This is a genomic window from Streptomyces purpurogeneiscleroticus (genome assembly GCF_020024005.1).
Taxonomy (GTDB): Bacteria; Actinomycetota; Actinomycetes; order Streptomycetales; family Streptomycetaceae; genus Streptomyces; species Streptomyces purpurogeneiscleroticus.
In genome coordinates, this window is record NZ_NHSG01000392.1 from 1 (window position 1) to 12,932 (window position 12,932).

The window sequence follows — 12,932 nt, forward strand, 5'->3', positions numbered from 1 at the left end:
CAGCCCCCGCAGCCGCCTCCGCCCCGCTCCGACGGCCGGATCCAGCAGTAAGCGTCCGCCCCGGCCCGCCGGAGGCCGCCCACCGCCCCTTTCCCACTCACTCGCGTCCCAAGGAGGAGACCGGTGCCGAGTCTGATCGCCAATCGCCGTCCGCAGGAGCTGGGCGCGGAGCTGTGGTCGCTGACCGGACTCAACTGGGAGGTCGTGTGGGCGGGGCCGCCGGCCGAGGAGGCCGCGCGCCGGGAGTGGTGCGCGGCGTTCGGCTGGCAGCCCCTGTGGTTCGAGTCCGGCCAGTACGTGCGGACCCGGCAGGGCGGAAAGCTGCGGCTCGGTTCGACGGCGTACGGGCGTCCGGTCACCCGCGTCGACTACACCTCGTGGGCCGTCCGGTCGACGTCCGTCGAGGAGAACGCGCAGGTGACCGAGGCGCTGCTGGAGCGCTGGGCGTCCTGCCTCGCCGCCGCCACGACCGTGCTGGGCCCGCCGGTCTGGAGCGGCGCCTGGGACACGGAGGGCTTTCCGCGGCTGCCGGGCCACGGCTTCGACGGCAGTGAGGCGTGGCGACGGGAGCACCAGGACCCGCACCGCCTCGCCGTGTGGTCCTTCCGGACGCCCGGCGCCCCGCTCTTCGCCCTCCGGGCGAACCTCGGGGCGGGCGTCGCGACCGGCCAGGGCCCCGGTGAGGCGCGGATCTCTCTCGTCTGCCACGGCCCGGAGGCCCCGGACGGCCAGGGGCCGGGCTGGCTGCTGTGACGTACGACGGAGGGGGCCGGGCGAAGCTACCGGCCGGCGGGGGCATGGTGCGAGGATCTTCCGAGCCGGGCAGAAACCGGCGAATCCGGCCGGTCCGGGCCGATGTGACGTACGAGTGGAAGGCAGGGACAGGATGCCGACGGTGACGGAGGAGCGTCCGCCGCAGGCTCTCGCCGAAGAGCTGCGCGGGCTGGCCCATGTCGACTGGCCCGCGGTCTGGGCCGGCCCGCCCAACCCCGGCCAGGCGCTGGACGACTGGTGCGCGCTCTTCGGCTGGCGGCCGATCACCGTGGAGCGGGTCCTGCGGGTGCGGACCTCGACGGGCCAGGACCTCACCCTGGAGCCCCTCGTCTCCGGGGGCTGGAGCCCCGTGCGCTCCGTGACCTTCACGGTCCGGCACCTGAACGCCGACACGCAGGACGAGAACGACCTGGTACTGGAGCAGACGGCCGAGGCGTGGCCGGCGTACGAGGCGGCCGCCCGGGAAGTGCTGGGCGCGCCGGAATTCTCGGGGGCCTGGGACGATCCCGCCTTTCCCGAGCCGCCGGACGACCGGCACTGGCTGCCGTCGCGCGACTTCCGGCTGGGACGCCGTGACCCGTACCGGATGGCCGTATGGAGCGCCAAGGACCCGGAGGGGCCGGTGACCGTGCTGACGGCGAAGAGCGGCGGGGTCACGCGCAGGGGAGTGGGGAAACGAGGCGTCATGATCAATGTGCACTGCTATCCGCAGGACGCGCTGTGAGCGCGCCGTACATCCCGGAGGACATCGGCAGACGCGCCCTGGGTCTGCGCGACGCGGACACCCCGGCGACCGACGAGCAGGCCGGGCGGATCGCCGACCGTGTCATGACGGCGGCCGACCGGGTGGGCATGAGCGTTCCGGAGTACATCCGCGAGCGCGCCCGGCGGCTGAACGTCACCCCGGAGAACCCCGACGTGAAGTCGGCGTTCTGGTCCTTCGAGGTGCCTCATCCCGACCTGCCGCCGGGCAAGGCGCTGTCGAACATGTACATCGCCGAGGCGTGGGCGGAGTCCGAGAACGAGAAGGTGCCCGGGTCGGCCCGCTACCTGGAAGGGACGCGTGGCGGCCGGGCCCTCGGCAACCTCCGGCTGTGGGACACGGCGGTCCACCGGGAGCTGAACCTCCAGGGCGACGAGGGCTGGGACCTGGCGAAGTCCGCCTGGTCCACGCTCTCCCAGCGGTACGCCGAGGCGGCCAAGGGCGAGGTCGTGGTGTTCGCGCAGACGGCCTTTCCCGGCACGGTGCTGCAGACCACCGAGCTGCCCGCGCTGCGGACCAACCCCGATGTCGGTCTGGACAACATCAAGTTCGCGTACGCGGCGCCGGACGGCTGGCCGCCGGTCGCGCGCGAGGAGCTGGGCACGGACGCCGTGCGCGCCCAGGCGCAGTTCGCCCTCAAGGACAAGCCGCTGCACGTCGACCCGGCGGAGTACGCGGCGAAGCCGGCGGCGGAACGGACGGCGGTACTGGGCAAGCTGTCGGCGGATGTCGCGAAGGCCGACGCGTCGCACGTGCGCATCACGCCGCCGGCCGCGGGCCCGGAGCTCACCGGCGCGGAGCAGGAGGGCGGCAAGGAGACCGGTACTTCCGGGCCCACCGCGCCGACTCCCGTATGGCAGATGGGCTTCACGCCGCGGCCCACAGCGGCGGCGAAGGGCACCTCGGCCGCGCCGGTGGCCGCCCCTGAGCCTTCCGCTCCGGGCGTGGGCAAAGCCGTGGCCGGTACGGGACTCGGATGACCGCGGGCCGAGGGGGACGAGGCATATGAAGACCACAGAGAAGTCCGTCGGCGCACTGCTCCGCCGGCTGGTGCGCCAGGACCGGGAGGACCACCTCGCGGTGAAACTCCTGCCGCGCATCGTCTTCGGCATCGCCGCCGCGTTCACCCTGTTCCACGTCGCGTCCTCCAGCGCCGCCGCATTCACCGGCGTCGCCGTGCTGCTGGCGGTCGCGCTGCTCTGCTGGCTGCTGCGGCACCGCAAGCAGCTGCTCCTCGCGCTGATCGCCACCCCGCTCACCGCGGCGGTGACCGGGTATCTGACCGCGGTCGGCGATACGGCACGCGGTGTCACCGGGGATATGATCGGTGGTCAGGCGGTGTTCGGCTACTGGGCGCTGGCCGGCATGGCCCTCCTCGGCGCCTGGATGCTGAAGGAGCATCCGGGACGGCGCGGTGTCACCGTTCTGCTCGCCGACGGGGTACTGATCATCGCGTCGTTCGTCGGCGCGCTGGTGCCGTCGGTGGCCGTGCCGATCGGTTTCCTGGGCGTGCTCACCGTACTGGCGCTGCGGGGCCGGGGAATTGCGGTATTGCGTCGCCGGTTGTCGGCATGCGCGGCCTTTCTGCGACGTGTCGGAACTCACGCGCGCACCGGCGACTGAGCCCGCCGTGCGAATTCTGTTACGACTTTGCAGGCAGAACTCTGATCGTTTGCAGTCGCGTTGTACTTCGGAAAGGGCATGCCCTAGAGTCCCGTCGAACATTAGATTGTTTCGGGGGATTCAACTTATGCGTACGGTCGACCGTACGGCGCCTGCTGCGCTGTCCGCGCCATCCGATGATTCGCCGGCTCTGCCGTGTCAGCGACGCTCCGACCTCTTTCACCATCCCCTCCTGGAGAATCCTCCGGTGGGGGACGGAGTTTCGCGTGCGCAGATGCGGGAATTCGAAGCGCTGGCCGCTACGGCGCGCGAGATGTGCGCCTCTTGTCCGCTGTGGGCCGAGTGCCTGCAGAGCGCCGTCGTCCATGCCGATCCTTACGGGTACGCGGCGGCGACCACCGCCGACGACCGCCGCTGGATGCGGCGTGCGCTGAAGATCGGAGACGCCGGGGGAAGCCTGCGGCCGACGGGCGCCGACCCGGGCACGCTCGGCGAACTGACGCGGGAACAGCGCCGCCATCCGGACGCCAGTCAGCGCGAAATGGCTGTTCGGCTGGGGTGCAGCCGCAGCACCGTCTCGCGCCGGCTGGCCCAGGTGCGGGCCCGGACGGACGACTTCACCCGGCGCCCGCGCCGCGGTGAAACGCCCGGACCCGAACTCGGCGCGATACTCGACGCCTTCGACGCGCTGCAGGAACACCTGGCGGCGGACCGCGGAATATCGGTACGCGTCGGAGGTGCGCGGAGCGCCCGCGCCGGAGCCGAGGAGACGGGCGCGGCTCTGCATTTGCGATTTCATGAAGCGAACGGGGGATTCATGTCCGGAGAGAGCGAGCGAAGAATCGCGTTCTCACTGGGAGATCCGGCGGCGGCGGTACGCCAGGCGGTGCTGTGGCCACTGGCCCGTACGGCGGCTCCCGCGCTGGCGGGCGCCGAGAATCTCGTCGCCATGCTCATCGCCGCCCCGGGCAGTGGAGTACGGCCGGAGACGCTGACCAGCGTCCGGCTGGCGCGCCGGGCCGTCGAGTCGCTGCTGCCGGACGAGCCCGAGCCGGCCCTCGACGCGGACAGCCTGCTGCAGGGGTCGGTGTCGGTGGAGCTGGCGACGACCAACCCCATGGCCGCGCTGCGGCAGGCATTCCTGGTACCGCTGCTGCGCCACTTGGTGAGCTCGCTCGCGAACATCGAGACGGTGGGCACCATGCTCGCGGCGGTGCCGGGGGCCCAGGACGCCGTCAAGGAGATCGGGACGATACGCACCGCCCGGCAGTACCTGGAGCGCCAACTGGCCGCGGGGGTCCGGGAGGACGAGGCCGCCGGGCTCCCGGCGGCCGCGCCGTCCGCCCCCTCGGCGTCCCCTGCCGCCGACGCGGCGCACCCCGAAGTGCGCGCGGGCCAGGGGCTGTTGCACGGCATTCCTGCGCAGCTCCGCACTCTCAGCATCCGGGCGGCCGTCGAGCAGGCGGTGACCACCGTCCCCGAGCCCTTCACCGGGCGGGACCTGATCGACGAGGTCGCCGCGCGGAGCGGTACGGCGCTGCCCGGTGAGTCCGCCAAGGCCGTGAGCAATGTACTCTCCGCCATGGTCAAGTCGGGGCGTCTGCGGCGGCTTTCCCGGGGGACGTACGTGCGTGCTCAGGTGCCGGCTGCCGATGCCGGGGCCGCCGGGGCTCCGGACACGCCCGAGACCTGATCCGCGAGGTGGCCCGCGCCCCCGCCGGCCCGGAAGAAGGACGACTGCAGCATGAGTGAGATGGCCCAGCCCTCGGTCCCCGCCTACCCGGGCGACGCGCAAGTACGGGTGTTCTCCCCGAACGCCGGACTGGTCGACGGGGTACCGATCACCGCGCCGCCGTACGGCGACATCCAGGAGGTCGTCATCTCGATCCTCCAGCAGCGGGCGCAGCAGCTGGGCGGCCCGACGCCGGCGCTGATCATGGACGACCGTTTCGGCAGCCAGATCCGTCTCCTCGTCCACCCCGACGGCGCCACGGAACCGCTGGACTGACGCACGGCACCGGCGCGGCCGCCGTCACCGGTCGAGCGCCGCCTGCATCACCGCCCGGGCGACCGGGGCCGCGTTGCCGCCGCCGCTGATGTCGGCGCGGTCGGCCGCCGCGTCCTCGACGACGACGGCGACCGCGACCGCCGGCCGCTCCGCGCCGTTTGCCTGGGCCCAGGAGAGGAACCAGGCGTACGGCGTACCGGAGTTGCCGACGCCGTGCTGGGCGGTGCCGGTCTTGCCGCCGACCGTCGCGCCGGGAATCGCCGCCTTCGTACCGGTGCCGCTGGTGACCACACCGGTCATCAGCTCCCGCAGCCGCTCCGCGGTGTCCTCGCTCATCGCCCGGTGCAGCCGGCGCGGGCGCGTGCGCGCGAGGGTGTCGCCGTGCGCGTCGGTCAGCCGCTCCACCAGGTACGGACGCCGCAGGTCACCGTGGTTGGCGACCGCGGCGGCGACCATCGCCATCTGCAGCGGGGTGGCGGCCGTGTCGTACTGGCCGATCGAGGACAGCGCGAGCTGCGCGTCGTTCATGTCCGTATCGAAGGTGCTCTTCACCACGCGGGAGGGGATCGTGAGCCCGTCGTCGTTGAAGCCGAACTTCTCGGCCGTCTCCGCCATGTTGTCCAGGCCGACGTCCACGCCGAGGTGGGCGAAGACGGTGTTGCAGGAGACCTCGAACGCGCGCCGCAGGCTCGCGTTCTCGCAGCCGCCCGCCTCGTTGGTGAGCCGGGTGGAGGTACCGGGCAGGGTGTACGGGCTCGGCGTGTCCGTGGCCGCGTCCGGGTTGTCCACCACACCGTGCTCCAGCGCGGCCGCCGCGGTGACGACCTTGAACGTCGAGCCGGGCGGATAGGTCTCCTTCAGCGCCCGGTTGAGCATCGGGCGGTCGGCGGACGCGTTGAGCCGGGTCCAGGCGTCGGTGGTGCGGGGGCCGCTGCCGGACAGCTCGCCGGGGTCGTACGAGGGCGTGCTGACCAGCGCGAGGACCTTGCCGGTCGCCGGTTCCACGGCGGCCACCGCGCCCTTCTTGCCGCCCAGGCCCTCGTACGCGGCCCGCTGCAGCGCCGGGTCGATGGTGGTGACGACGTCACCGGCGGGCCGCTGTTCGCGGGTGAGCGCGGTCCACAGGGGGAGCGGCGCGAGCCGGGGGTCGGTGCCCGAGAGGAGGTCGTCCTCGGCGTTCTCCAGCAGGGACGTGCCGTAGACCTGCGAGGCGTAGCCGGTGACCGGCGCGTACAGCGGGCCCTGGGAGTACGTACGGGCGTACCGCAGCGAGCCGCCGCTGTCCCGGGAGCCGGTGACGGACCGGCCGCCGACGACGATGCTGCCGCGCGGCTGGTCGTAGCGCTTGAGGTCGGCGCGGCGGTTGGCGGGGTTGTGTGCGTACTCGTCCTCGTTGAGGAGCTGGACGCGGGCGGCGTTCAGGAGCAGGAGGACGAGCAGGAGCAGGCAGAAGGCCGAGGTGCGGCGGATGTGCCGGATCACCGGGGGGCACCCCCGTTCCGGCCGCCTCCGTGCGGTCTGCCGCCGCGCTCCTCCTCCGGTACCACGATCCGTTCGATGACCCCGGTGTCCGCGCGGGCGGGCCGGGGGCGCCGGGCCCGGTCGCTGATGCGGACCAGCAGCGCCACCATGATCCAGTTGGTGACGACGGAGGAGCCGCCCTGCGCGAGGAACGGCATCGCCATGCCGGTCAGCGGGATCAGCCCCATCACCCCGCCCGCGATCACGAACACCTGGATGGCCAGCAGCGAGGACAGTCCGACGGCGAGCAGCCGGCCGAACGGCTCGCGGATCGCCAGGCCCGCGCGGTAACCGCGGGCGACCAGCAGGGTGTAGAGGAGGAAGAGCGCGGTCAGCCCGGCGTACCCCAGTTCCTCGCCCGCCGTGGCCAGGATGAAGTCCGACTTCATGGCGAAGCCGATGAGGGCCGAGTGGCCCTGCCCGAGCCCGGTGCCGAGCAGGCCGCCCGCGCCGAAGGCGAAGAGCGACAGGGCCAACTGGCTCGCGCCCTCGCCCCGCTCGATGCTCGCGAAGGGGTGCAGCCAGTCGGCGACCCGGCTGTGCACATGGGGTTCGAGGCTGCCGACGACGGCCGCGCCGACCGCGGCGAGCAGCAGCCCGACGGCGATCCAGCCGGTGCGCCCGGTGGCCGCGTACAGCAGGACGACGAAGACGCCGAAGAAGAGCAGCGAGGTGCCCAGGTCCCGCTCCAGGACCAGTACGCCCACACTGACCAGCCAGACCGCGACGATGGGGCCGAGCACCCGGCCGGTGGGCAGCTGGAGCCGCCACAGCCGGCGGCCGGTGTACGCCAGCGCGTGCCGGTTCGCCGCGAGGTAGGCCGCGAAGAAGACGCTGATCAGGATCTTCGCGAACTCGCCGGGCTGGATGGAGAACCCGGCGAAGCGGATCCAGATCTTCGCGCCGTTGACCGCGGGGAAGAAGATCGGCACGATCATCAGGACCAGCGCGGCGGCCGCGCTGAGGTATGCGTACCGCTGCAGCACCCGGTAATCGCGCAGCAGCGCCACCACCCCGATGAACAGCGCCACACCGAGCGCCGACCAGACGAGCTGGGTGGGCGCCGCCTCGTCCTTCGGGGTCTCCTGGTCGAGCCGGAAGATCAGGACCAGTCCGAGGCCGTTGAGCAGGACGGCGATGGGCAGCAGCAGCGGGTCGGCGTACGGTGCGCGGAGGCGCACGGCGAGGTGGCCGAGGAGCGCGAGGACGGCCAGCCCCGCGCCGTAACGGGCGGCGCCGGCGGGCACGGTGCCGTGCCGGGCGAGGCCCACCTCGACGTATCCGTAGACACTGATCAGAACGGCCCCGGCGAGCAGCAGCAGTTCGACGCCCCGGCGCCTGGGCAGCCGGAGGCCGGGGGGAGGGGCGTCAGCCGTCGCGGCCGTGGTCGCGGTCATGTCAGGCAAAGTAGCAAGAGGCCGGGCGTATGCCACCGAGGACGATCATGTTCCGGTCGTGCGTCGGCGGCGCACCGGAGGGCCGCATACGGCGTCGGTGGGACGTCTCAGACGTACCGGTCGTTTCATCTCGTTACCAGTTCGCTGCCAGGTCGCTTGGTCAGCATGGGTACCGGCCAGGCAGTATTGCGGGCATGACCAAAATCCGCTCGGGCGTCACCGCTTGGCTGGCCCGCAGATATCTCGCGCGGACTCAGAAAAAGGGCTTCGATCTATCCCGTATGCCCTTCTTGCCCGAGTCCACCCTCATGCCGCTGCGTCGCCACGGCCTTGACCCGGTGGCCGACTTGTCGGAAGTACGGCAGAAGTCCCCGGTGAGCATCCTTCCCGTGCCGCTCGCCTCCAAAGTGTGGTTGGTCACGGGGTACGACGAGGTGAAGGAGGTGCTGGGCAAGGCGAAGGCGTTCAGCACCGATTACACCAACCTCGTCGGCAATGCCGGCGCCGACGCCGGGAAGAACCCCGGCGGCCTCGGGTTCGCCGATCCGCCGGACCACACGCGGCTGCGCCGCCTGCTGACCCCCGAATTCACCATGCGCCGGCTCGGCCGGCTCACCCCGCGCATCCACGAGATCGTCGAGGAACGGCTGGCGGAAATGGAGCGCCTCGGGCGCTCGGGTGAGCCCGTCGACATCGTCCATTCCTTTGCCCTGCCCATTCCTTCCCTGGTGATCTGTGAACTGCTGGGCGTTCCGTACGAGGACCGCGCGGACTTCGAGCGGCTGAGCGCGGCCCGCTTCGACCTTTTCAGCGGCGCGAACGCCTCGTTCGGCGCCATATCGGAATCGCTGGCCTATTTCCAGGAGATCGTCAAGAAGGAGCGCAAGGACCCCGGTGACGGCCTGCTCGGCCAGATCGTGCGGGACCACGGCGACACCGTCACCGACGACGAGCTGGCCGGTCTCGCCGACGGCGTGCTCACCGGCGGCTTCGAGACCACCGCGAGCATGCTCGCGCTCGGCGCCCTCGTCCTGCTCCGCGACCCCGACCACTTCGCGGCGCTGAAGGACGGCGACGACGCCACCGACCGCTACGTCGAGGAATTGCTGCGCTATCTCACCGTCGTCCAGGTCGCCTTTCCCCGGTTCGCCCGGGAGGACCTGGAAATCGGCGGCGTACCCATCTCCGAGGGCGATGTCGTACTGTGCTCGCTCAGCGGCGCCGACCGGGACGGAAAGCTCGGCCCGGACATGGAGCGCTTCGACCCGCAGCGCAACGTCCCCTCGCACCTCGCGTTCGGTTACGGAATACACCGCTGCGTCGGCGCCGAACTGGCCCGGATGGAACTCCGCGCCGCCTATCCGGCACTGGTCCGGCGTTTCCCGAACATGCGCCTGGCCGTCCCGGAACAGGAACTGGCATTCCGCAAGCTGTCCATCGTCTACGGGGTGGAATCGCTGCCGGTGCGACTGCACGGCTGAGGGGGGCGGCCGGCACCGGCGACCGGGGTCCGGCGAAAGCACCCGGTCCGGCCACAATCACGGTGTGACCTGCCGTGTGACATAGTTTTTCGGTGAGAGCGCCGGCCGACCAGGGAGTGACGGATGGCTGTCGAGTGGCGACCCGTACGGCAGTCCCGTACGCACGAGCTCGTCCTCGAAAGCATCGAGGAGCGGGTGCTGGCCGGCGAGCTCAAGGCCGGCGACCGGCTGCCGCCCGAGCGTGAGCTCGCCCCGGTGCTCGGGGTCAGCCGCTCCGCGCTCCGCGAGGCGCTCCGCGTCCTGGAGACGATCGGCGTCCTGGTCGCCCAGGCCGGCCGCGGTCCCGACGCCGGCGCCCGCATCGTCCGGAACCCCGACGACGCGCTCGGCCGCCTCCTCCGCCTGCACTTCGCCCTCGGCAGCTACTGCCTGGAGGACGTACTGGAGGCCCGCGTCACCCTGGAACGCTCCAGCTTCCGGGCGGCGGCCGAGCATGCCGCCACGGCCGATCTCGACGAGGCGGCGGAGCTGGTCGCGCGGATGGGCGCGCCGGACGTCGGGGTCCAGGAGTTCAACGACCTGGACACCCGCTTCCACGTCCAGATCGCCCGCAGCTCCGGCAACGCGCTCACTTCCACCCTCACCTCGGCCGTCCGCGAATCCGTACGCCCGCTGATCCTGCGCGCCCTGGAGACCGCCGAGGACTGGCCGGCCACCGCGGCCGCGCTCAACGCCGAGCACGCCGAACTGCTGCGCCTGGTGCGCGCCGGGGACGGCGTCGGCGCGGCCGACCTGGTCGAACGGCACATCCGCGGCCTGCACGGGACGCTGGTCGAGGACCGCCCGGCGGACTGAGCGCCACACCTGCCCCACTCTTCACTGGCACCTCGACGCTAGTATGGTCCGACCATACAAAGGTCTCCGTAGCCTTTCCAAGGTCTTTCCTCGTCCGCCCACCGGAGGTCCCATGCGCATCGGACTCTTCGCCACCTGCCTGGGTGACACGCTCTTCCCCGACGCGGTGCGCGCCACTGCCGTCCTGCTCGCCCGCCTCGGCCACGAGCTGGTCTTCCCGCCGGACCAGACCTGCTGCGGCCAGATGCACGTCAACACCGGCTACCAGCGCGAGCCCGTCCCCCTCGTCCGCGGCTTCGCCGAGCAGTTCGGCGACCCGTCGATCGAGGCGGTCGTCATGCCCTCCGGCTCCTGCGCCGGCTCCGTACGCCACCAGCACGGCATCGTCGCCGAGCGCTACGGCGACGCGGCCCTCCGCGCCGGCGTAGCGGCCGTCCGGTCCAAGACATACGAACTGTCGGAATTCCTGGTCGACGTGACAGGCGCGACCGACGTCGGGGCGTACTTCCCCCACCGAGTGACGTACCACCCCACCTGCCACTCCCTCCGGATGCTGCGGGTCGGCGAGAAGCCGCTGCGGCTGCTGCGCGCCGTCGAGGGCATCGACCTGGTCGAGCTGCCCGAGGCGGACGCCTGCTGCGGCTTCGGCGGCACCTTCGCGGTCAAGAACGCCGAGACGTCCTCGGCGATGCTCGCCGACAAGATGCGGCACGTCACCGGCACCGGCGCCGCGGTCTGCACGGCCGGCGACTCCTCCTGCCTGATGCACATCGGCGGCGGACTCTCCCGCATCAAGGCCGGTACCCGCACCCTCCACCTGGCCCAGATCCTCGCGTCCACGCGCACGTCGCCGTACGTGCTCCCGAGCGCCCCGCTGGAGGCCACCCGATGAGCACCCCCACGTACCTGGGCATGCCCGCCCTCCCGCCGCGCTCCCCGTACGGCACCGGCAACCTCCGCGGCGACCGGAAGTTCCCCGCCGCCGCCCACGACGAGCTGCGCAACGACCAGCTGCGCCGCAATCTCGGCAAGGCCACCCACACCATCCGCGCCAAGCGGCTCGCCGTCACCGGCGAACTCCCCGACTGGGAAGCGCTGCGGGACGCGGGCTCCGCGATCAAGACCGACACCATGAACCGCCTCCCCGAACTCCTGGAGCAGCTGGAGGCGAAGGTCACCGAGGCCGGCGGCACGGTCCACTGGGCCCGCGACGGCGCCGAGGCGAACGACATCGTCACCCGCCTCGTCCAGCAGACCGGCTCCGACGAGGTCATCAAGGTCAAGTCCATGGCCACCCAGGAGATCGGCCTCAACGAACACCTCGCGGACCAGGGCATCAAGGCCCACGAGACGGACCTCGCCGAACTGATCGTCCAGCTCGCCGACGACAAGCCCTCCCACATCCTCGTCCCGGCCATCCACCGCAACCGCGACGAGATCCGCGAGATCTTCCGCGCCGGAATCCCGGGCGTCGATCCCGAACTGGACTCCGTACCGGCCCACTTGGCGGCCGCGGCCCGCACGTACCTCCGCGAGGAGTTCCTGACCACCCCCGTCGCCGTCTCCGGCGCCAACTTCGGCATCGCCGAGACCGGCACCCTCTCGGTCGTCGAGTCCGAGGGCAACGGCCGCATGTGCCTCACCCTCCCCGACACGCTCATCACCGTCATGGGCATCGAAAAGGTCCTTCCCCGCTACGCCGACCTGGAGGTCTTCCTCCAGCTCCTGCCGCGCTCATCGACGGGCGAGCGAATGAACCCGTACACGTCCCTGTGGACGGGCGTGACACCCGGCGACGGCCCCCAGAACTTCCACCTCGTCCTCCTCGACAACGGCCGGACGGCGGCCCTCGCCGACCGGATCGGCCGCCAGGCCCTGAACTGCATCCGCTGCTCGGCCTGCCTGAACGTCTGCCCGGTGTACGAGCGGACCGGCGGCCACACGTACGGCTCGACCTACCCCGGCCCCATCGGCGCGGTCCTCACCCCGCAACTGGCGGGAATGCACGCCGCCAAGGACGACCCCAACAGCTCGCTGCCGTACGCCTCCACGCTCTGCGGCGCCTGCTACGACGCCTGCCCCGTAAAGATCGACATCCCGTCCCTCCTCGTCGAGCTGCGCCACCAGCACACGGAGTCCGTCGGCCGAACGCCCGAGAAACTGGCGATGAAGGCGGCGGCCGCGGTGATGGGCCGACCGGGGGTCTACCGGGCGGCGCAGAAGGCATCGGGCGCGGGCCGCCTGCTCGCGGGCCGCGACGGCCGGATCTCCCACCTTCCCCCGCCCTTCAACGGCTGGAGCGACAGCCGCGACACCCCGGCCCCGCCGAAACAGACCTTCCGGGAGTGGCTGGCATCACCGGAGGGTGCGACGACGCTGCGCGAGGCGGCGGAGGAGGAACAGCGATGACCACCGCCCGCGAGACGATCCTCGCCCGTATCCGCGATGCCCAGTCCCTCGCACCCGCCGACGCGGTGACGATCCCCCGCGACTACCGCACCCACCGCACC

12 protein-coding genes are annotated in these 12,932 nt (G+C 71.8%); 10 read left to right on the plus strand and 2 right to left on the minus strand.

Annotated features, from left to right (window positions below; genetic code table 11):
- The first annotated feature begins 123 nt into the window (after positions 1 to 123).
- The 6 genes from CCS38_RS28665 (at position 124) to CCS38_RS28690 (ending at position 5,168) form a co-directional block, all read left to right on the plus strand.
- Complete coding sequence (locus tag CCS38_RS28665; RefSeq protein ID WP_223736241.1) at positions 124 to 753, plus strand: hypothetical protein; 630 nt, start codon at positions 124 to 126, stop codon at positions 751 to 753.
- 133 nt (positions 754 to 886) lie between these two features.
- Positions 887 to 1,498 carry a hypothetical protein gene (locus CCS38_RS28670; RefSeq protein ID WP_223736242.1) on the plus strand — a complete coding sequence of 204 codons (612 nt, stop codon included), beginning with the start codon at positions 887 to 889 and terminating at the stop codon, positions 1,496 to 1,498.
- Positions 1,495 to 2,517 (plus strand): hypothetical protein, encoded by a 1,023-nt coding sequence (locus CCS38_RS28675; RefSeq protein ID WP_223736243.1) that lies wholly within the window; start codon positions 1,495 to 1,497, stop codon positions 2,515 to 2,517. Before CCS38_RS28670 ends, CCS38_RS28675 begins: the two co-directional genes overlap by 4 nt.
- Before the next feature lie 25 nt (positions 2,518 to 2,542).
- On the plus strand, positions 2,543 to 3,160 hold the full coding sequence (locus CCS38_RS28680; protein ID WP_223736244.1) for a hypothetical protein: 618 nt from the start codon (positions 2,543 to 2,545) through the stop codon (positions 3,158 to 3,160).
- Positions 3,161 to 3,434: 274 nt separating this feature from the next.
- Positions 3,435 to 4,853: a WhiB family transcriptional regulator gene (locus CCS38_RS28685; protein ID WP_223736245.1), complete on the plus strand. Its 1,419-nt coding sequence runs from the start codon at positions 3,435 to 3,437 to the stop codon at positions 4,851 to 4,853.
- A 51-nt stretch (positions 4,854 to 4,904) separates the two neighbouring features.
- Positions 4,905 to 5,168, plus strand: coding sequence for a hypothetical protein (locus CCS38_RS28690; protein WP_223736246.1), 264 nt, complete (start codon positions 4,905 to 4,907; stop codon positions 5,166 to 5,168).
- Between the two features lie 24 nt (positions 5,169 to 5,192).
- Here CCS38_RS28690 and CCS38_RS28695 read toward each other — a convergent pair whose 3' ends face one another.
- Positions 5,193 to 6,650 carry a penicillin-binding transpeptidase domain-containing protein gene (locus CCS38_RS28695; protein WP_223736247.1) on the minus strand — a complete coding sequence of 486 codons (1,458 nt, stop codon included), beginning with the start codon at positions 6,648 to 6,650 and terminating at the stop codon, positions 5,193 to 5,195.
- Positions 6,647 to 8,086: an FtsW/RodA/SpoVE family cell cycle protein gene (locus CCS38_RS28700; RefSeq protein ID WP_223736248.1), complete on the minus strand. Its 1,440-nt coding sequence runs from the start codon at positions 8,084 to 8,086 to the stop codon at positions 6,647 to 6,649. Before CCS38_RS28700 ends, CCS38_RS28695 begins: the two co-directional genes overlap by 4 nt.
- A gap of 194 nt (positions 8,087 to 8,280) precedes the next feature.
- On the opposite strand from CCS38_RS28700, the gene CCS38_RS28705 reads away from it, so the two are divergent.
- The 4 genes from CCS38_RS28705 (at position 8,281) to CCS38_RS28720 (ending at position 12,831) form a co-directional block, all read left to right on the plus strand.
- Positions 8,281 to 9,567, plus strand: coding sequence for a cytochrome P450 (locus tag CCS38_RS28705; RefSeq protein ID WP_223736249.1), 1,287 nt, complete (start codon positions 8,281 to 8,283; stop codon positions 9,565 to 9,567).
- Positions 9,568 to 9,690: 123 nt separating this feature from the next.
- Complete coding sequence (locus CCS38_RS28710; protein ID WP_223736250.1) at positions 9,691 to 10,422, plus strand: FadR/GntR family transcriptional regulator; 732 nt, start codon at positions 9,691 to 9,693, stop codon at positions 10,420 to 10,422.
- Positions 10,423 to 10,534: 112 nt separating this feature from the next.
- Entirely contained in the window at positions 10,535 to 11,314 is a 780-nt protein-coding gene (locus tag CCS38_RS28715; RefSeq protein WP_223736251.1) for a (Fe-S)-binding protein, read from the plus strand.
- Positions 11,311 to 12,831: a lactate utilization protein B gene (locus CCS38_RS28720; RefSeq protein WP_223736252.1), complete on the plus strand. Its 1,521-nt coding sequence runs from the start codon at positions 11,311 to 11,313 to the stop codon at positions 12,829 to 12,831. The genes CCS38_RS28715 and CCS38_RS28720 overlap by 4 nt, the downstream gene beginning before the upstream one ends.
- Positions 12,832 to 12,932 lie beyond the last annotated feature (101 nt).